Origin of the sequence: Pseudomonas sp. HS-18, assembly GCF_020401845.1 — a bacterium.
GTDB lineage: Bacteria > Pseudomonadota > Gammaproteobacteria > Pseudomonadales > Pseudomonadaceae > Pseudomonas > Pseudomonas nitroreducens.
Genome location: NZ_CP084414.1, coordinates 58,389 through 76,473, shown reverse-complemented (window position 1 = coordinate 76,473; position 18,085 = coordinate 58,389). Strand labels below are relative to the sequence as shown.

The 18,085-nt window shown below is 54.7% G+C and carries 19 protein-coding genes; 3 read left to right on the top strand and 16 right to left on the bottom strand.

All coding sequences use genetic code 11. The annotated features are described in order from the left end of the window. Positions 1-346 precede the first annotated feature (346 nt). The 6 genes from LDJ84_RS30530 to LDJ84_RS30505 all read right to left on the bottom strand — a co-directional run bounded on the left by LDJ84_RS30530 (position 347) and on the right by LDJ84_RS30505 (position 5,758). Positions 347-553 (bottom strand): co-regulatory protein PtrA N-terminal domain-containing protein, encoded by a 207-nt coding sequence (locus LDJ84_RS30530; RefSeq protein WP_170859048.1) that lies wholly within the window; start codon positions 551-553, stop codon positions 347-349. A gap of 190 nt (positions 554-743) precedes the next feature. Further along, positions 744-1,682 carry a copper homeostasis membrane protein CopD gene (gene copD, locus LDJ84_RS30525; protein WP_170859049.1) on the bottom strand — a complete coding sequence of 313 codons (939 nt, stop codon included), beginning with the start codon at positions 1,680-1,682 and terminating at the stop codon, positions 744-746. A gap of 3 nt (positions 1,683-1,685) precedes the next feature. Beyond that, positions 1,686-2,072, bottom strand: coding sequence for a copper homeostasis periplasmic binding protein CopC (gene copC, locus LDJ84_RS30520; RefSeq protein WP_269215447.1), 387 nt, complete (start codon positions 2,070-2,072; stop codon positions 1,686-1,688). Between the two features lie 72 nt (positions 2,073-2,144). Beyond that, positions 2,145-3,023: a copper resistance protein B gene (locus tag LDJ84_RS30515; RefSeq protein WP_226046668.1), complete on the bottom strand. Its 879-nt coding sequence runs from the start codon at positions 3,021-3,023 to the stop codon at positions 2,145-2,147. Between the two features lie 63 nt (positions 3,024-3,086). Continuing rightward, entirely contained in the window at positions 3,087-4,910 is a 1,824-nt protein-coding gene (locus LDJ84_RS30510) for a copper resistance system multicopper oxidase (protein ID WP_170859051.1), read from the bottom strand. Between the two features lie 302 nt (positions 4,911-5,212). Then, a complete protein-coding gene (locus tag LDJ84_RS30505) occupies positions 5,213-5,758 on the bottom strand; it encodes a plastocyanin/azurin family copper-binding protein (RefSeq protein ID WP_170859052.1) in 546 nt (181 codons plus the stop codon). 341 nt (positions 5,759-6,099) lie between these two features. On the opposite strand from LDJ84_RS30505, the gene LDJ84_RS30500 reads away from it, so the two are divergent. Further along, positions 6,100-6,783: a heavy metal response regulator transcription factor gene (locus LDJ84_RS30500; protein WP_170859053.1), complete on the top strand. Its 684-nt coding sequence runs from the start codon at positions 6,100-6,102 to the stop codon at positions 6,781-6,783. Next, positions 6,780-8,153 carry a heavy metal sensor histidine kinase gene (locus LDJ84_RS30495; protein WP_170859054.1) on the top strand — a complete coding sequence of 458 codons (1,374 nt, stop codon included), beginning with the start codon at positions 6,780-6,782 and terminating at the stop codon, positions 8,151-8,153. The genes LDJ84_RS30500 and LDJ84_RS30495 overlap by 4 nt, the downstream gene beginning before the upstream one ends. Before the next feature lie 83 nt (positions 8,154-8,236). Here LDJ84_RS30495 and LDJ84_RS30490 read toward each other — a convergent pair whose 3' ends face one another. The 10 genes from LDJ84_RS30490 to LDJ84_RS30445 form a co-directional block, all read right to left on the bottom strand. Then, positions 8,237-8,680, bottom strand: a complete 444-nt coding sequence (locus LDJ84_RS30490) for a DUF411 domain-containing protein (RefSeq protein WP_170859055.1) — start codon at positions 8,678-8,680, stop codon at positions 8,237-8,239. 13 nt (positions 8,681-8,693) lie between these two features. Next, positions 8,694-8,963: a heavy-metal-associated domain-containing protein gene (locus LDJ84_RS30485; RefSeq protein ID WP_170859056.1), complete on the bottom strand. Its 270-nt coding sequence runs from the start codon at positions 8,961-8,963 to the stop codon at positions 8,694-8,696. A gap of 111 nt (positions 8,964-9,074) precedes the next feature. Beyond that, positions 9,075-11,336, bottom strand: a complete 2,262-nt coding sequence (locus tag LDJ84_RS30480; RefSeq protein ID WP_263987038.1) for a heavy metal translocating P-type ATPase — start codon at positions 11,334-11,336, stop codon at positions 9,075-9,077. Between the two features lie 81 nt (positions 11,337-11,417). Next, a complete protein-coding gene (locus LDJ84_RS30475; RefSeq protein ID WP_226046644.1) occupies positions 11,418-11,669 on the bottom strand; it encodes a DUF2933 domain-containing protein in 252 nt (83 codons plus the stop codon). A 90-nt stretch (positions 11,670-11,759) separates the two neighbouring features. Beyond that, entirely contained in the window at positions 11,760-12,209 is a 450-nt protein-coding gene (locus LDJ84_RS30470; protein ID WP_226046643.1) for a hypothetical protein, read from the bottom strand. Positions 12,210-12,314: 105 nt separating this feature from the next. After that, the gene (locus LDJ84_RS30465) at positions 12,315-12,707 is read right to left on the bottom strand and encodes a hypothetical protein (protein ID WP_226046642.1); all 393 of its coding nucleotides are present in this window, start codon (positions 12,705-12,707) and stop codon (positions 12,315-12,317) included. 458 nt (positions 12,708-13,165) lie between these two features. Beyond that, positions 13,166-13,528, bottom strand: coding sequence for a histone-like nucleoid-structuring protein, MvaT/MvaU family (locus LDJ84_RS30460; RefSeq protein WP_170859059.1), 363 nt, complete (start codon positions 13,526-13,528; stop codon positions 13,166-13,168). Between the two features lie 83 nt (positions 13,529-13,611). Beyond that, positions 13,612-14,340 (bottom strand): hypothetical protein, encoded by a 729-nt coding sequence (locus LDJ84_RS30455; RefSeq protein ID WP_170859060.1) that lies wholly within the window; start codon positions 14,338-14,340, stop codon positions 13,612-13,614. Further along, positions 14,340-14,720: a hypothetical protein gene (locus tag LDJ84_RS30450; RefSeq protein WP_170859061.1), complete on the bottom strand. Its 381-nt coding sequence runs from the start codon at positions 14,718-14,720 to the stop codon at positions 14,340-14,342. Before LDJ84_RS30450 ends, LDJ84_RS30455 begins: the two co-directional genes overlap by 1 nt. Positions 14,721-14,737: 17 nt before the next feature. Continuing rightward, a complete protein-coding gene (locus LDJ84_RS30445; RefSeq protein ID WP_170859062.1) occupies positions 14,738-15,793 on the bottom strand; it encodes a hypothetical protein in 1,056 nt (351 codons plus the stop codon). 536 nt (positions 15,794-16,329) lie between these two features. Between LDJ84_RS30445 and LDJ84_RS30440 the strand changes: the two genes are divergently transcribed. Next, the gene (locus LDJ84_RS30440; RefSeq protein ID WP_170859063.1) at positions 16,330-17,403 is read left to right on the top strand and encodes a type IV toxin-antitoxin system AbiEi family antitoxin; all 1,074 of its coding nucleotides are present in this window, start codon (positions 16,330-16,332) and stop codon (positions 17,401-17,403) included. Positions 17,404-18,085: the final 682 nt, after the last annotated feature.

The window sequence follows — 18,085 nt, the reverse complement described above, 5'->3', positions numbered from 1 at the left end:
GAATCTCGCGCCGACACGCCGGTGGCTATGGAGGTATTTCCCTTGGCGTAGGTGATGTGTATGCCAGCCGTTGAATTGAGGCTGATTCAAGGCGTCTGAAGAAGGCGATTCTTTGGGTTACCCACCGGGCAACGATTGAGGGGGACGGACAATGCAATTGAAACCAACATCACGCCGAGCGTTGCCACTTGGACTTCGGACCACTCTCACCTTGCTCAGCGTTTGCGGTAATCCGCAGTCACCTTGAACAGGGGAATAGCTCGCCCTCACGCCCTCATCGGCACATGGACACATTTGCCCATCAGTGCTCGACGGGCGTGACGGCGCAGCGAGACAGCGAAGTGCCTTAGCACTTGCTGTGTTCATCTCCCTTTAAGTTTGACTCCGCTACGGGAGAAGTGACCTTCTGCTCTTGAGAAATTTGAGCGCCTCCAACGAAGGATTGGCGGATCTGCTCCATCTTGGCAAACGTACGATCACCACCACTCTCGGCCATTGCAAGAGAAGAAGCAGCAAAAGCAACAATTGCCAAAAGAGTTTTGAGCGAGTTCATATATTGGTCCTTGCTAATATTCATCCGTCATTTGACGGCTTGAGCATTATGCTCAAGGACATAGTAGCCAGGTCATACTGTTGGGAAGCTGAGGCCAAAATTACATTTTGGCAATTTTCAACCCACTCAGACGATCAGCGCGAGTCTCGCGGAATCGCTGAGTCACGCCTTCATAAAGTTAACCTCAATATCATTCGACAGCCATGTCCATTTCAGGGCTCAGTGTTCCGAACCAGGCTACGAGACTGACGATGACAATCGCCACCGCGAACTCAAGAATTATACTGCGCTGTAGCGCATTAATTGCAGGAGCATAACTACCAGTCTGCAACGACCGATCTAGCAAAGGGCTGAGGTGATAGCGGTTTGCTGCAGCAAGCACCAACATCGCAAAAAATAGCGCGACCTTGATTGTTAACAGAAAACCGTAGGTGCTCTTTACCAATCCACCAATTTCCGGACCAATTATTAGCACGTAATTAGCGATGCCAGTAACTGTCAAGCTAATAACGATCAGAGCTCCTGCCGTCTCGAAACCTGTCAGCGTGCGAGACAACAAACGAAGATGCTGCTCACCTTCAAGCTTCTTGGAGCGGAGTAGCAATACGAAGGCTACCAAGGCGCCCAGCCATCCCCCTGCACCGAGAAGGTGGGCAATGTCGCTGGTAAAATGCACATAGCGCAAGATACCTTCATCCATAGCGCCGTGCCCTGTCCAGGCCAAACTAGCAAGGGCGATAGCACCTAGTGCGGATACTGCCAGCAGACTCAATGTTGGCGCACGCCTGTTGAACAGGGCAGCAATCGCAGCCAATACCAAGGCCGCGACCCTGACTATCCAAGTCAGGCCGACATCGGTACCCGTTAAGATCATCTCTAAAATATGGCGATGTATTTCGGAGAAATTGGAAACACCGCTCATCACCTTAGCCATCTGTAGCATTGCAGCTACAGATAGCAAGGTACCGATCAAGGCGGCCCACACCAATATCGACTCGAAGTTGAATACCGCCCCGCTGACCCGCTCTTGTCCCTTAAGGCTGTACAGGCCGAACAACGCCAAACCGAAAAGCATAATCAGGTCAACATACAGGGCGAAGCGTAGAGCGATAGTGACGGGGTCGCCCATGACTTACTTCACCTTGAAGGTTACAGCGCCAGTAATCGGGTGCGTATCAGAAGAAACGGCCCGCCATTGGACCTTATAAGTACCGGTGGTGAGAGGAGCTGCCGGCGTGATGAGCATCACTTTCGGATCGGTGCTGCCCGAGACAGCTGCTTTCACGCCCATGGGGGAGGAGTGAGACATGCCTGGCATTTCAGTCATGACGAGCTTGGCGCCAGAGAGTTGAGTCAGCAGCGTTTCTGAGAAGTGCAATTCGATCTTGGCTGGAGCCTCGACGACGCTTCCCTCAGCAGGCGAGGAGGAAAGCAACTTGGGATGTGCCTGGGCTACCGCACTCAGCAGCATTCCCGCACCGAGCGCAGCCATGGCGGCGAACGTTTTCAGATTTTGCATGCAAGACTCCTCGCGGCTTACAACCGCTATGTTTGTTTATTTCGGAAGAGACGAAGAAAGGTTGAATAGCCTTTAGAACCACATACGTACGCCGAGGACCAAGCGCGCTTCACTGGAGTCATCCCCCTCTTCGCGGGCATAGTCTGCTGTTTTTCCGTAGAGGTGGTTCCAGGTGACGCCTATGTATGGCGCGAACTCCCGGACGACCTCATAACGAAGCCGCAGTCCGATTTCTGAGTCAGAAATACCGGAACCGTTACCGCGTTGCGGGTCATTCCGGCCGTAGAGGTTCACTTCGGCTGTCGGCTGAAGGATCAAGCGATTGGTCAAGAGGATGTCGTAATCCCCTTCGAGCCTCAGAGCGCTTTGGCCACCTTCCCCCAGGAACGCCGTTGCCTGGGTTTCGAAGTCATACAGGGCCAACCCCTGGATACCAACAGCTGCCCAGGTTTGTGGCGAACCAGGTTTGAAGTCCTGCCGCACGCCGCCGACCACATCCCACCAAGGGCCGATGGAGTGTCCCCACAGGGCCTGCAGTTCGGCATTCTCGGTAATCCCATTTACTCGCTCTCCTTCGGAGCGCAGCCATAGGCGATCGATATTGCCGCCGACCCAACCGTTGGCTTCCCAACTGAGAGCACTACCTTGATCGGCGTCCTGCCACTCCAATTTATCTATGACGAACAGGGCGTTAAGTGCTTGTCCCATATGGTGGTCCATGCTGCCTTTGTACACAGCGGCGCGATCAGCATCGGTTAGCACAGGAATTGGCGTACGGCTTTCCGTTGGGGCCGCGGGCTGCATCCCTTGCATATCGGAGTCATCCGTATCCTGCATCTGGGAATGATCCATCCCTTGCATCTGGGAGTGGTCCATGCCCTGCATCTGGGAGCCGTCCATGCCTTGCATCGGCTCTTCAGCTTGGGCACCTGCCAAAGGGAGCAAACTCATCCCAAGAATCGCAATGCCGGCCAAAACGGGTTTGCGGGTCAGTTCGAGGTCCATGCTGTTCTCCTATTCCTGCACGCGCACTTCACGGAACATGCCCAGTTCCATGTGATACATCAGGTGGCAGTGATAGGCCCAGCGACCGAGCGCGTCGGCCGTTACGCGATAGCTGCGCTTCGACCCCGGCGGCATGTCGATAGTGTGCTTTCTCACCATGAAGTTGCCCTGTTCATCCTCCAAATCACTCCACATGCCATGTAAATGGATGGGATGCGTCATCATGGTGTCGTTAACCAGGGTGATACGAACACGCTCGCCATACTTGAGGAGTAGCGGCTTGGCATCAGCGAACTCAATGCCATCGAACGACCAGGAGAACTTCTCCATGTGGCCGGTCAGGTGAAGCTCGATGGTTCGGGATGGGATTCGTCCGTCAGGGTCATCGAATGTGCTCTTTAGATCGGCATAGGTCAGCACGCGCCGGCCATTGTTGCGCAAGCCAATACCTGGGTCGTTGAGCTTTGCTGTAGGGCTCATAGTCTGCATGTCGACCAAGGGGTTATTGGCTTCGGACGCAGGGTGGGATTGCATTTGTGCCCCCATTCCCTGCATCTGGCTGTGGTCCATGCCAGCCATGCTGCCATGGTCCATGCTGGACATATCCATGCCCGCCATGTCGCCATGATCCATCCCGGACATATCCATGCCGGCCATGTCGCCATGATCCATCCCGGACATATCCATGCCCGCCATGCTCCCATGGTCCATGCCTCCCATCCCCATATCGTCCATGGTGATTTGTGGGCGGGGATCTAGCGCCGGAACTGGTGCACTGATTCCTTCCTTTACCGCAAGCGTGCCTCGGGCGTAGCCGGTACGGTCCATCGATTGAGCAAAGATGGTGTAAGCGGCCTGGTCTGTCGGCTCGACAATGACGTCATAGGTTTCAGCAACGGCAATGCGGAACTCATCAACACTTACCGGCTGGACTGGCTGCCCATCTGCAGCCACTACTGTCATCTTCAGTCCGGGAATCCGAACATCGAAGTAGGTCATTGCAGAGGCGTTGATGAAGCGCAGTCGGACCTTTTCCCCGGGCTTGAAAATGCCAGTCCAATTGGTATCAGGTGCGTGACCATTGACGAGATAGGTGTAGGTATAACCACTGACGTCGGCGAGATCGGTTGGGCTCATCTTCATTTCAGCCCACATTTTTCGGTCGGCGACAGTTTTCGACCAACCCTTCTCGCTTACATCATCAATGAAATCCCCGACCGTGCGTTTATGGAAGTTATAATAACCAGAGTCTTTCTTCAGCTTGGCAAGGACACGACTGGGATTCTCATCCGACCAATCGCTCAGCATGACGACATAATCGCGGTCACAAGAAATTTTCTCTGGCTCTTTGGGGTCGATAATTAACGGCCCGAAAACGCCAAGCTGCTCCTGGAAGCCAGAGTGGCTGTGGTACCAGTAGGTACCATGCTGATTGACCTTGAATTTATATTCGTACATGCCATCGGGAGCGATTCCCTGAAAACTTAAACCCGGCACACCATCCATGTTGGCTGGGAGAATAATTCCATGCCAATGAATGGAGGTATCTTCCTTCAAGCGGTTACGAACGCGGAGCGTAATCGTGTCACCTTCACGCCAACGCAAAGTTGGCCCCGGAAGCGAGCCATTGATGGTCATCGCTGTACGAACAGCACCGGTCAGGTTGACTGAAGTTTCACCAATGAATAGGTCGAACTCGGTACCCGCAAGCACGGTCGGTTGAGTTGGACTGGTAAGAGCCCAGACGGGGGTGCGCCACAAACCGAGACCACCGAGAATGCCTGTCGCAGCAAGGCCCTTAACGAAAGTCCGTCTTGACGTTTTGTTCTGCATTCCGCTACGACCCTGCTTGAAGAGAGCTCTTAGGAACCAATTTATGGGGCCATTTTCGAGCCATTATTGAAGTAGACTTTGTATCGAGCCTCGCGATTAGAGGCTCAGATGTCCTTGAAAAAATTTGCCATATTTAGGCAGTCGCGATGATTACATTTCTGTAAGGATCAGCCTTTTCGCTACCTGCCGGGGCCCGCAGGGCGTAGACGCACACTGCCATCATTGCTGTGAGCGGCGGGCGGAAGCTTCTCTCCCTACCCACAAGCCTGTAGCGCAGCCAAAACGGCAAGCCTTGCCATCCACTAGTTTATGGCAATCTGCCCTACCATCCCTTTCTGGTAATGTCCTGGAACGTTACACGCAAATTGCAGCCCTGCTGTTTTACTAAATGTCCAAACCAACTCCTTGGTTTGGCCTGGCTCAATCAAAACACTGTTGGCGTCACTGTGATTCATGCTGGGCATGCTCATGCCGTGCATGTCACCTTCCATACCTGCCATATCGTGCTCGGCGTCGTTAACTTTCATTGCCGTGAGATAGCCACTCTTGAACATCTCCACCATTTCTTTCTGGTGCTGCACGTGCGCCGCTGCCTTGCCCAGATTGAACTCATGAAGAACCAGCCCTTCGTTTTTCAATATAAACCGAATAGTCTCGCCATTTTTTACATCTATACGAGAAGGCTCGAAGTAGAGATCCCCAATCTTAATCTCAATTGTCCGATCTGCTTTCTCCGGCACGCTACGACTTCCAAAATCGAAATTCACCGCCTTTTCACTAGCCATCGAAACTGCAGAGAGGGCAAACAAAACCCCAGCAACTAGGAAGTTCGAAAATTTAGCATTCATAGAACACCTCTTAATAGAAGTATTAATCCCAGGCCCGCACAGTTAAAAAATCATGCTCTTGGCACCAGTTCTTGAGCGGCGTACTGATTGCTAAAAAATCGGCGCCAAGGCGGCGCCGATTGGCCAAAGGAGCATTGGTAAGGCCTTAAGGGGATCGCGCAAATCATCACACCTCGTGTGCTCAGGTCGTCCAGGCGACGTACCCGCTTTAGAAGTCATCTCAACCATAGCGCTACGCGCCTTACCTTCGGCTTATGCCAAGATTACATTTCTGTAAGGATCTGGTTGGTGACAGCTAGTAGCGGCACACTCAAAGCACTGTTCAGCTATGGGTCAGAAAAATGAGACTTCTTATCGCGGAAGACGAACCCAAGATCGGCCTGTACCTGCAGCAGGGATTGAGCGAGGCCAGCTTCAATGTCGACTTGGTTAATTCGGGTACCGAAGCGCTCCAACATGCACTCAGCGAATCGTATGACCTGCTCATATTGGATGTGATGATGCCTGGGCTGACCGGGTGGGAAGTGCTACGCATGGTGCGAGCCGCCGGCAAAGACGTTCCGGTGTTGTTCCTAACCGCACGTGACGGCGTGGATGATCGCGTCAAAGGGCTTGAGTTGGGTGCAGATGATTATCTGGTCAAACCTTTCGCATTTGCCGAGCTCCTGGCGCGCGTACGCACGCTGTTACGGCGCGCGACAGCCACTCCAACTCTGGTGACCCTGAAAATTGCGAATCTCGAAGTGGATCTGCTCAAGCGTAGGGCGGTTCGTGGCGGGGTTCGCATCGACCTGACAGCAAAGGAATTCTCGCTGCTCGAGCTGTTGATGCGGAGGCGCGGGGAGGTTTTGCCGAAATCGCTGATTGCCTCCCAGGTATGGGACATGAACTTTGATAGCGATACGAATGTTATCGAGGTGGCGGTACGGCGGTTGAGGGCCAAGATCGACGATGACTTCGAGCCCAAGCTGATCCATACGATTAGGGGAATGGGGTACATGCTCGAAGAGCCCGAGCAGAAATGAAGCGACTATCCCTAACTGCTCGCATGAGCCTGATGTTCATGCTTGCTGTGGTGTCCGTCCTGACCGTTGCTGGAGTGAGCTTCAGTGAGTTCAGTCGTCGGCACTTCTGGATGCAGGATCAGCAGACGATCACCGAAAAGCTCGACTCTATTCAACAAATCCTCATGTCTGCGAATGCCAATCTAGAGAGCAGTCACATTCGTTTGGAGCTTAATGCTTTACTTGGCGCTCACCATGAGCTCGAATCGATCATTACCACGACGGATGGCAATGTACTTTTCTCGAATTCAACCATTACTAATTTGCCGGCTCAATTTTCGCAGGAAAGTGCCAGCATGTGGGAGTGGGGGAATCATGGTCGGCTGTATAGGGGTATGACTGCTCGGGTTGGCCCACAGTCGGGGCCTAGCTCGGCAACCGCCGTCCTGATATTGGATGTCACCAGCCACTCTCACTTTTTCGTGACGCTAGAACGTTGGTTTTGGATAGGCTTGGCGATCAGCGCCATTGCAAGCGGCGCCTTGGGCGTCGTGGTTGTCAGAAGTGGCTTGCGACCGATACGACAAGTTACCGCAGTGGCGGCATCGATGTCAGCAAAGTCCTTGAAAGAGCGTATCCCACTGGACCCCGTACCCTCTGAACTTCAAGAATTAGTAAGCTCCTTTAATGAGATGCTGGCCAGGCTAGACGATTCGTTTATGCGCCTCTCCAATTTTTCAGCGGATATTGCCCATGAGCTCCGCACCCCCATTACAACACTACTCACGCACACCGAGGTGATCCTCGGAAAAAAGCGCAGCATTGATGACTACGAGGAAAATCTCTACTCCAATCTTGATAGTTTGCATCATATGTCAAGAATGATTGATGACATGCTCTTCTTGGCAAAGTCTGACAATGGACTTATCACTCCTGGCTCGGCCAAGATCAATCTTGAGGAGATTGTGCGGAGGCTCTTCGAGTACTACAGCCTGCTGGCAGAGGAGCGCGGCATTGAGCTTCGCCTCAATGGTTCGTCTTGTATCCAGGGCGATAGCCTGATGCTGCATCGAGCCATTTCCAACTTGCTATCGAATGCGGTTCGTTACACCCCAGCGGGTGCAACAATCGAAGTTTTTATTGAGAGTAACGCCAATACCGTGACTCTCTCGGTCGTCAATCCTGGAGAGACAATTCCTTCCGAGCACCTGAAGAAGCTCTTCGATCGCTTCTATCGTGCCGACCCCGCGCGTCGAGAGGGGGAATCGCATAATGCAGGCCTTGGCCTCGCGATTTCACGTTCAATTGTCGAGGCGCACCATGGCCGCATCTGGTGCACCTCATCAGACGGAATGACAGCATTCCACCTGGAATTTCCACATCGCCCTTGATGGTGCGATGTCCGGGCTAGCGGCGCGTCTTGTTGAGTTCAAAACACGCTACTTGAAAGCCCCCGGCGGGAAAGCCCATTCGGCTATTGGGCTGCCGGATAGTTGGCGACAACCTCGTCGGTGCCGTCGCGGGTAAGCCCAATGATCTGGTAAGCCTGCTTGGTCTGCCCCATTTCCATGCCAGGCGAGCCGACGGGCATGCCTGGAGCCGCGATCCCAAGCAGTTCCGGACGCTTCTCCAGCTCGTGGATCTGCGCCACCGGAACATGCCCTTCGACGAATTTTCCACCGATCACTGCGGTGTGGCAGGAGGACAGACGCGGAGCAACGCCTACGCGCTGCTTGACCGCACTCATATTCGGCTCGACATGGTCGTTCACGCTGAAGCCATTGGCCTCCAGGTACTTGATCCAGCTCTTGCAGCAACCGCAGTTGGGGTCGCGGTAGACGTCGATAGTTGTGGCCGCCTGGGCGATGGAGGCCATGAACAGCCCGGCCATTGCGGTCAAGCGAAGTGCCTTGTGCATGATGCGTCCTCCCTTAGTGGCAGCAGCAGGAACTGCCACCGCAGCCGCGCGCCTTGCCACCTTCCGGGGCCTGGGCCGATGCTTCGAGCTTGGCGGGATAACCGGCATCCTGCAGCGCGGCCATCAGTGCTTGGGCATCGACATCCCCACTGACGCGCACCCGACCTGCGGCGAGGTCGACCGACACCTCGGCAACCCCTGCGACTGGTGTCAATGCATCATTCACGTGGCGAACGCACGAAGCGCAACTCATGCCTTCAACGTGCAGATCAATACTTTTCATCGTGGTGACTCCTCAACAAGTAACCTTATCGTCCGGAACACCGGCAGAACATATCCGGGATATGGAGCTATCCTCGACCTTGCCATAGTGGCAAGGTCAAGCCTCCAGCACTTAGCCTTCGATCGAGACCTTACGCAGGCGCACGGCATTGAAGACGACCGATGCCGAACTCACGCTCATGGCCAACGCAGCGATAATTGGGGACAGTAGGTGCCCCGTCAGGGGGTAGAACAACCCAGCAGCCAGGGGGATGCCCATGGCGTTGTAGGCGAAGGCGAAGGCCAGGTTCTGGTGCATGTTGCGCACCGTCGCCATGGATAGGTTACGGGCGCGGAGAATGCCGAGCAGGTCGCCTTTGACCAGGGTAACTTGGGCACTATTCATCGCAACGTCGGTACCGGTACCCATGGCAATACCAACATCGGCGCGCGCCAGGGCAGGCGCATCGTTGATGCCGTCGCCGGCCATAGCGACACGATGCCCAGCCGCCTGGAGGTTGGCGGTCAGGCGCTCCTTATCCTGTGGCTTGACCTCGCCATGCACTTCTTCGATACCCAATTGGCGGGCCACCGCACGCGCCGTGGTCGGACCGTCGCCAGTGGCCATAATGACCCTGACGCCAGCATCCTGAAGGTATTGCACGGCCTGCCTGGAGGTCGGCTTGATTGGGTCAGCTACCGCCAGCAAGCCGGCCAAGGTACCGTCTACCGCCAGGTACATGATGCTTGCGCCTTCTCTACGCAGTTGTTCGGCACGTGCTTGCAGGGCCTCGCAGGACACGCCCGCATCGGCCAGCAAGGCAGTGTTGCCCAGCAGCAGGCGCCTCCCATCGACCCGGCCTCGCACTCCAATCCCCGAGGCGCTCTCGAACTCATCCGTTTCGCTCAACGCCAGCCCCTGCACCCTGGCCTGATCGACAATGGCATGCGCCAGTGGATGCTCACTGCCTTGGTCAAGGCTGGCGGCCAGCCGCAGAACCTCTTCAGCACGGAAGCCGGACGCAGCTTCGACACTCTGGAAGGCCGGGCGCCCTTCGGTGAGGGTGCCAGTTTTGTCGACGATCAGCGTATCGATCTTGCGCAGGTTCTCGATGGCCGCCGCATCGCGGAACAGCACCCCGCTGCCAGCAGCCTTGCCCGTAGCGACCATTACGGACATCGGGGTCGCCAGGCCGAGGGCGCAGGGGCAGGCGATGATCAGCACCGCCACGGCGTTGATCAGACCAAACACCCAACTGGGCTGCGGCCCCCAGACTCCCCAACCAATCAGAGTCAGAGCCGCGATGGCGATGACGACCATCACGAAGTAGCCGGCAATGACGTCGGCCAGGCGCTGCATCGGCGCCTTCGAGCGTTGCGCCTGCACAACCATCTGCACGATCTGCGCAAGCATGGTTTCCGAACCGACCTTTTGCGCCTGCATCACCAGGCTGCCATGGGTATTTAAAGTAGCACCGATGAGCGTGCCGCCCACTTGCTTGAGCACCGGCAGAGGTTCGCCAGTCAGCATGGACTCATCGACAGCGCTTTCTCCCTGTACGACCAGGCCATCGACCGGAACCTTCTCTCCGGGGCGGACGCGCAATCGATCGCCTGGGTGCACATGGCTCTGCGGGATGTCCTCTTCACTGCCATCGGCATTGATCCGTCGGGCTGTCTTCGGTGCTAAGCCAAGTAGCGACTTGATGGCTGCCGAGGTCTGCGAGCGCGCCTTGAGCTCGAGCATTTGACCCAGCAGGGTGAGCGAGATGATGACAGCTGCCGCCTCGAAGTAGACGCCGATGCGGCCCTCCATCATGAAGTTCGCCGGAAAGACCGCCGGCGCCAGAGTGGCCACGAGGCTATAGAGATAGGCGGCGGCAGTCCCCAGACCAATCAGCGTCCACATGTTGGGGCTGCGCTGGAGCACCGAGCGCACTCCGCGCACGTAGAACGGCCACCCCGCCCAAAGCACTACCGGGCTAGCGATCACCAGCTCGACCCAGTTCTGCGTGGCACCATGGAATAGGTTCAAGGCATGCCCGCCCATGGCCAGGAGCGTGACAACGATAGTCAGTGGCAAAGTCCACCAGAAGCGCCGGGAGAAATCCCGGAGCTCGGGGTTATCCTCCTGCTCCAGTTCCGGCAGCACCGGCTCCAGAGTCATGCCGCACTTTGGGCAGGTGCCTGGGCCGAGCTGACGTATCTCGGGGTGCATTGGGCAGGTGTACCACGTGTCACCTGCAGTTGTCGGAAGCTTAGTCGTCTCCCCATGCGCAGCAGGGCCATAGAGATCCGGTGCCGCCTTGAACTTCGACAGGCACTTTTCGCTGCAGAACCGGTAGGCCTTCCCGGCGTACTGCAGCTGATGCGGACTGTCTATTTTGACCGTCATCCCGCAGACAGGATCTTTCACTTCGCCGGAGGAGGTTTTGTTTCCGGGTAATGAGTGTGCATGTTCATGACCGTGCATGAGTCAGCCTCTTTCGTCGTCCTTGGGGGCATTGTCTGTTCCGCTATGATGGCCGTGGCCGCCGTGGTGATGGCCAAACAGGTGCATCAGGGGACACAGCAGCAAGATCGCGTATGGCAACAGCAGCGGGATATGACCGTAGTGCTCACGAGCCAGGTAGAACAAGGCAATGACCAGCAACATACCCAGGGCAATACCGGGCTTACTGCGCCAAAAGGACGGCGGAGGCTGATGGGATGAAGGCGAAGTGTTCATGAGTATTCTCCAGGGCGAAAGTGGGGGTGCTCCGTCTTGGCCTGAGGATGCTTCCGTCCTGCAGACCAAGGCTGGAGCCGCGCCATGTGATTACTGGGCTGGTTTCTGGGCTGGCTGGTCCATGGAGTGCTGCATGGGCATGCCCTTCATGTCCGACTGCGAGCCCATCATGCCGGCCTGCTGATCCATCATTTGCATCATCATTCCCATCATCTTCGAATCCATCATCTTCATGTGCTGGCCCATGCCTTTGCCGGCGCAGCCGTTCTGCATCATGCCCAGGCCTTCTTTCATTGCTTGCATGCCGTCATGCATGGCCGCCTGGCGCTCCTCTGGGGTTTTAGCGGCAGCGAGCCTGTCGTGAATGACCTGCATCTTCTGCATCTGTTCGGCCATGGCCTTTTCCTGGCCCTGAGTCGGCGCCGATGTGTTCTCGGCTTTCGTCGGCGCCTGATCGGGGTGATGTTCGTCGACAGCCACGGCAAGCAGAGGGCTGCCAATCAGTACGGCGGCGACAAGCGATTTGAGGGTGATGTTCATGGCGATCTCCAGGTGTTTCCACGGGTGAAATGAAGCGCAGCCGCGCCTAGTCGTGCAGGCGCAGCAAGACTGTGCGCCCGGTGGTCCGGGTGCACGGAAGGTAGGTCAATCGTTGAAGCGGACGAAGCTCAGGCGTGCCGGCGGCCGGGGCGGCGCAGGCAGGTGCATGGCGAGTGCGCCAAAGCGCGGAGGGATGACGGAGGGCAGGAAAAGGACGGGAAGCGTGAGCAGGAGCACCCAGAGAGCCTGGTCGAAGAGAAGATACCCCGGTGCCAGATTGAGCGCAGATGCGCTGTCGTCGCAGAATTGCAGGCAGCCACTGGCATGAAGCTGGTGCGCTGGACCGTCCAGGCTGGCCGAGACGTCTGCATGGACGAGTGCGGGGTCATGCGCCGGGTACGACAGACAGCCATGGCTTGCCGCAACCCCGAACGCCAGCACCCACAGCACCAAGGCTATGCGTAGCAGCGTGCGTTGATGGTTCCGGAACCAGGTCATCTGCTCAGCCCGTAGCAAAAGTAAGTTAGACATTACCGCTGGCAGCTCTGCGACACTTGATTCGGATCAAACAAAGCTGCTGGTTTCACAACAGTCTAGATACCGACATGGGCCTCCGCCTTGGGTCGGAAGCTGGGACCTCACGATCTGATTACATGACCACCCCATTCTTGACCTCAAGGGCGCGCTCCATACTCCCGTCACGCTCGCCAAATAGAATCTTGGTCTCTTGCATTAGCCCCACCTGCTCATGGCACGCGGATTCAAATAAAGTGCAGCAATAGGGGGCCGATTGAATTAGTCAGATCACGAAGATGCCAGATTAATTCAAGCAGAATTAAGTCCAATCAGACAGCGCTGCTGGGCTTGTCGGCAGGCATAAGCAGACGCCTCAAATGAAAAAGCGCCGAGGGCAAGAGGGCCAACGGCGCTTTCAGTGCAGTGGTCTTCGACGCCACTTAGGGCTGCAGCCAAGACTCGACAGCGTCATTGCCAAACTCTGCTTTCCAGGCCTTAAGAACCTTGTGATTCCCCCCCTTGGTCTCAACGACCTCGTTGGTGTGTGGATTCTTGTAGACCTTGATCGTACGAGCGCGACGGCCAGGTTTGGCGGGGCGGGTACGCAGGCCGCGCTGGGAGTCAGGATCGAGAATCGCGATGATGTCCTTGAGCGACTTGCCATAGCTACTGAGGAGATTCTTGAGTTTCTCTTCGAACTCAATCTCTTTCTTCAGGCCAGCATCATTCTTCAGAGACTCAAGATAAGCCAACTGATCGGCCAAAGCCTTTTCAGCTGCACGGAACTCAGCAAGCCTGGACATATACCACTCCAACTCAAGAACAATAAAGTCCCCCAATTCTAAAGCAGAGAAGCAGGGCTGGCTACAAGCAGAAGAATACAATCTCAGGCTGCGGACGCCTTCCTAGGGGCGCGTGGCTTACGCTCTTTCACAGGCTTTGCTGTCGCGTCAGCCGCCTTCTTTTTCCTCTGCCGAACATCTTTGTCCTTCGGTTCAAACCCAAGAATCACTCCAATATGCCGAACTTTGAAGGGTGTTCCTGAACGATCATGCTTGTGTGTCGAATTGAAGACGAATGTGCTGCGAGTCGCGTTATCATGGTCAGAGTAATCTTGAAGGCCCCGACCTTGCAGATCTGCTCGCCAGTTCTTGATGACATCTGCAGCGTTGTTAGTCTTGATATAAATTAACAGGCCGCCGCAATCTTGCCCCTCGTCCCCAGTCGAGTACCTAGTACAAAGTTGTTGAAAACCTTGGAACAAGTAGTCGTAGCCGCTATGAATCTTTGCTTCGCCGATCCATAAAAAATTCCTGCGGTGTCTCACCGCAATATCAGAGTGCCCGCCAATCTTCTCATCGTGAGTGGCTTTATAGCCTAATACATTGAGTGTACGCTTCAACTCCAACGAGATACGATCCTCACCATCGTCCTTCATCAACTCCGGATTGAGTTGCATTTCAGCGATAATTGACTCCAAATCCTCATATAAGACATCAACAAAATCTTGATATGTATTTGCAAGCAAGCGCCGAGGAAAGTTGGCGAGTTCCGGAATGTATCCGGATAGCTTCTCAAGATCTTCAAGAGTAAAGTCTTTAAGCTCAGCAGCCATTACGCAACATCTCCTAGAATGGCCTTCCCCGGAGCGAAAAATGGATAGACTTTACTTTTGAAATCAGGGACAGGCTCGCCAGTCTCTGGGTTGTACAGAACACCTTCTGCCTGCATCTGCTCTAGGTATTCATCCTCTAGCAGAATCGTTTCATCCCCAATGATGAGCTCATATTTAACTTCTAGAGCTTGCAATCGCGCACCAGAAAGATACTGAATTACACGCAGTACAAAACCTGGATCTTGCGCCTCAAGAATCTTACAGATTCTAGAAAAGGTTAGGTGCTTCACAGAGGGGGTGGCGTACAGGAATTCGACGATAATTGCGGATGCGTCGGCAATTGGCTGCCCGCCGCAATCGTCAGCAATTAACTCGAGCAAGTACGCCTTTTCCACAATTACAGAACCTTGTTTAGCACGAAGTTATAATCGTCTTCGGACGCGCAGTTTAGCACATGAATGATATTGACGGCGGGCTCTGACTCGCTGGCAATAATAAAATTCGACGGAATGCTCACTTCGGGATGCCCATATCCTGAGGGGGACAGCCAGTGCTTGGAAATCTGGTGAATATTCAACCCTTTAACCGCATCGGCGCCACCGTTGTGGTAAGGGTCGGATCGAACGTCCATGGTCTTGTGGCGCATCCTTTCGTGGTACATTCCTGAGGCGTCAGTCAGGTGACCGAGTTCACCCACTATTCCATCTTTGTCAGCATAGAGCCTGTCGAGTGCGTCATAGAAATTGACGGGGGCCGGCCACTGCAACTTGCTCGAAAATACATCCTTGTATTTATTTTGAATTACCAGCCTTATGCGATGAAGCCTTTTTTGTACATCATCGCTATTGAATTTCTTGATGCCATCTACCCTGATTTCAAGCGTATTATGGACTTTAGAGATAGAGACAGAGTCAAAGAGCTGGACAGGAGTCCGACGGATGCCGATTAGCTCATCGAAACTTCCGTAATTCTCCCGCGCCTCCTCGTCCATCAGCTCTGCAGGGAGCTCGGCACGTTCGGTAAGATTTTGGCGAGAGCAGAAAATGAAGTTAGAGCCTCCCACAAAGTCCCATTGATCAACGCAGGTCACTTCAAGTGGCGCTTCCAGAAGCTCATCGCGAGAGAGTGGTACTGGGAAGGACTCGAGATATGGCGACTCGGAGTCAATAAAGTCTGTGGATAGAGCGATAAGCAAGTCCGCAGTCAGGGACTTGCCAAGATCGTAGATTACAACTGCTTTATCGGTGTAGAGCGTGAGCTCGTCGTGGATGGTCTGGATTGTATCCAGAAACTCATCTTTCTTGGCCGGATCTTTAACATACGGCTCTAGCTTTTTTACCGTGGCGGCCCAGCCAGTAGACACTGGCAGTTCATTTGCCTTCAGTGCATTTCGAAAGCTAATAAACGAAATGTCACGTGCCTGAAGGGCTGCTATTAATTCAAAAGCCGTCATAAGCCTTCCTTGCATTTAGTGTTACGCCCTGGCTTGGCTGTCATGATTCGGTTGATTTCAGCTCTTTTCGGCCAATACGGCCAGCAATTTAAATGCAGCCGAAATCGTTGGCGTAGGCGGGCCAAGGAAACTGAAAAATAAGGACAAGGGGGCGAGGGGCGGGCGCTGCGAGTGCGCGGTTGATAGCGAACGGCATCCTTGCGGTCTCCCTTTATTCGTCCTTGATCAGTAACGCTGCTAGTGACTCTAGTCTTCGCCATTCTCTTAGCGTCAGCACTTTGACGCAAACAGGGCTACTGCGAGTTCACTATGCCTAAGGGGGAGATGGGATAGCAAGAGTAGGCGTCTGATGCGCTGTGAGTCTGCAGATTTCTATCTCGCTTTGATTAGCTATTCTTCACTGATTAGCTGTACAGCTAATCACACGATTTTAGCTAATTTGTCCTGGCCTTCTGGCCAGCCAATCAACCTGGGTGACCGCATCTGCGATGGCACATTCCTCGGACAAGCACCAGCAATCCCCCTTCGAGCGAGAGATGCTTGGCCTGGTCAGGCAGGCCCTGACAGAGGCTATCGACAGAGATGTCCGAGTAGCCACCAGATCGACGATCACCCTCTCAGGGCGACCAGATGGCTTGCTCAAGTTCGACTGGGACGGAGAACCTGTGTTCGTGGCGATAGAGGTCATTCGAACCGCCTATCCCCGGGATATCCCTGGAGTGATGTGGCACCTCGATGCACTGGTACTACGCCGGGAAAAAGCAAAGCCAGGAGCTCTCATCAAGTTGATCGCAGCGGAGCACCTCAGCCCTGGTGCGAAGTCGATACTCAAAGATAACGGCTACGCCTTCTTTGAGCGCAGCGGCAGTCTTTTTCTGCGCATGAAAAAAATGTTCGTCAACATCGAGCGCCCAGCGAAATTTCCACCCCGAGCACAGGCTACTGACTTATTCACAGAAGCCCGAGAAGGGGCAGTACATGGACTGCTCAGGAACGCCTTTCAGTGGATGGCAGGTGCGGACCTCGCAGAGCTATCACAGACCTCCACCTACACCTGCTCTGTTGTTCTACAGGAGCTAGAGCGCCGAATGTGGTGCGAAGCCCAAGGCGCCAGCAGAACCAAGCGGCGCAGACTCATTCAGCCAGGACAGCTCCTCGACGACTGGGCTGCAGATTGGCAAAAGAGAAGCGTAAACAGATGCCGCGGTTACGTCTTCGTCGAAAACCCTCATCTGTTGATCGATCAGCTTGCCTACCTAGTGACGGAGTCTGGAGTGGACTTTCCTTGGGCTTTTACTGGAGCAGCGGCAGCCAATATCTATGCCCCATTGCTCACTAGTGTTAATTCCGCTGAAATCATCGTTCCACTAGGGTATGCGGGAATTCTGGGGATGGCCTTAAAGATGAAACCCGCGTCAAAAGGCAGCAACGTCACGATCGTCGAGCGTGGAGGCGCCGGTCTACAGTTTAGAGAGACCCATTCCGCGTATCCCGCCTACTTCGCCAGCCCATTCATCCAGTACCTCGATCTGCTTGATGGGCATGGAAGAAATAAAGAGTTGGCAGCCTATCTCCGAGAAAAAATGGAGCAAAAATGGGTGGCGGTCTGAAACCTCTTATCCCGAAGGGATCAGAGGTCTCAACCGGCAAAACGCAGCTATCTAACTAAGCACAAGGCTCGAAAAGGGCCGTCTGGAATCGTCGATTCGGCAGATGAACGCACCCGACATGTACCTAGCTTTTGTCCGGAACCTTTCCTTCGACGCCCACTGCACCGGCTAACCTGCCGGTGGGCTCTAGCTCCCGCCCCTTCGACAGTCCGACTCTGATAAGACGCTCTTCAAACTCAGTCATGCTTCCGGCCAGGTGTCTAGCTTCAGCTTGGTACTCGGCAATGAGTTGTGAATTTGCTTTCCGCTTTTTCTTGGACATTGGCAGTTCTCAGAGCGGTTTTTTTGATGCGGTTGCATCAGAGGGGCCTCGGTCATTTCGAATCAAATCGCCTTCCACGCCAGCTACATACTACCCCGCAGCTTCCTAATGCTCCCAACGCATCACGCACAAATGCTTCGAGCTGGCGTGGCAATGGCTGACAGCTAAGTGCCTCGGGATCGACCTTGGTAAGCCTGGCGATAGTAAACAAATCAAGGCTGAACCAACACATGAATCGCCAAAGGCCAAGTCCCTCTGTATGCGCGATCGACTCCATGAACTCCATAGTGCTGCTCGGTACAGATGCATCAAGGTATTCGCACCGCCACCCTGGAATACGTGCTGACCAGCCTTCTACTG

Coding starts and splice junctions, on each gene's coding strand:
- LDJ84_RS30530 (WP_170859048.1), bottom strand. CDS start 553: ATGAACTCGCTCAAAACTCTTTTGGCAATTGTTGCTTTTGCTGCTTCT.
- copD (WP_170859049.1), bottom strand. CDS start 1,682: ATGGGCGACCCCGTCACTATCGCTCTACGCTTCGCCCTGTATGTTGAC.
- copC (WP_269215447.1), bottom strand. CDS start 2,072: ATGCAAAATCTGAAAACGTTCGCCGCCATGGCTGCGCTCGGTGCGGGA.
- LDJ84_RS30515 (WP_226046668.1), bottom strand. CDS start 3,023: ATGAGTTTGCTCCCTTTGGCAGGTGCCCAAGCTGAAGAGCCGATGCAA.
- LDJ84_RS30510 (WP_170859051.1), bottom strand. CDS start 4,910: ATGCAGAACAAAACGTCAAGACGGACTTTCGTTAAGGGCCTTGCTGCG.
- LDJ84_RS30505 (WP_170859052.1), bottom strand. CDS start 5,758: ATGAATGCTAAATTTTCGAACTTCCTAGTTGCTGGGGTTTTGTTTGCC.
- LDJ84_RS30500 (WP_170859053.1), top strand. CDS start 6,100: ATGAGACTTCTTATCGCGGAAGACGAACCCAAGATCGGCCTGTACCTG.
- LDJ84_RS30495 (WP_170859054.1), top strand. CDS start 6,780: ATGAAGCGACTATCCCTAACTGCTCGCATGAGCCTGATGTTCATGCTT.
- LDJ84_RS30490 (WP_170859055.1), bottom strand. CDS start 8,680: ATGCACAAGGCACTTCGCTTGACCGCAATGGCCGGGCTGTTCATGGCC.
- LDJ84_RS30485 (WP_170859056.1), bottom strand. CDS start 8,963: ATGAAAAGTATTGATCTGCACGTTGAAGGCATGAGTTGCGCTTCGTGC.
- LDJ84_RS30480 (WP_263987038.1), bottom strand. CDS start 11,336: ATGACGGTCAAAATAGACAGTCCGCATCAGCTGCAGTACGCCGGGAAG.
- LDJ84_RS30475 (WP_226046644.1), bottom strand. CDS start 11,669: ATGAACACTTCGCCTTCATCCCATCAGCCTCCGCCGTCCTTTTGGCGC.
- LDJ84_RS30470 (WP_226046643.1), bottom strand. CDS start 12,209: ATGAACATCACCCTCAAATCGCTTGTCGCCGCCGTACTGATTGGCAGC.
- LDJ84_RS30465 (WP_226046642.1), bottom strand. CDS start 12,707: ATGACCTGGTTCCGGAACCATCAACGCACGCTGCTACGCATAGCCTTG.
- LDJ84_RS30460 (WP_170859059.1), bottom strand. CDS start 13,528: ATGTCCAGGCTTGCTGAGTTCCGTGCAGCTGAAAAGGCTTTGGCCGAT.
- LDJ84_RS30455 (WP_170859060.1), bottom strand. CDS start 14,340: ATGGCTGCTGAGCTTAAAGACTTTACTCTTGAAGATCTTGAGAAGCTA.
- LDJ84_RS30445 (WP_170859062.1), bottom strand. CDS start 15,793: ATGACGGCTTTTGAATTAATAGCAGCCCTTCAGGCACGTGACATTTCG.
- LDJ84_RS30440 (WP_170859063.1), top strand. CDS start 16,330: ATGCTTGGCCTGGTCAGGCAGGCCCTGACAGAGGCTATCGACAGAGAT.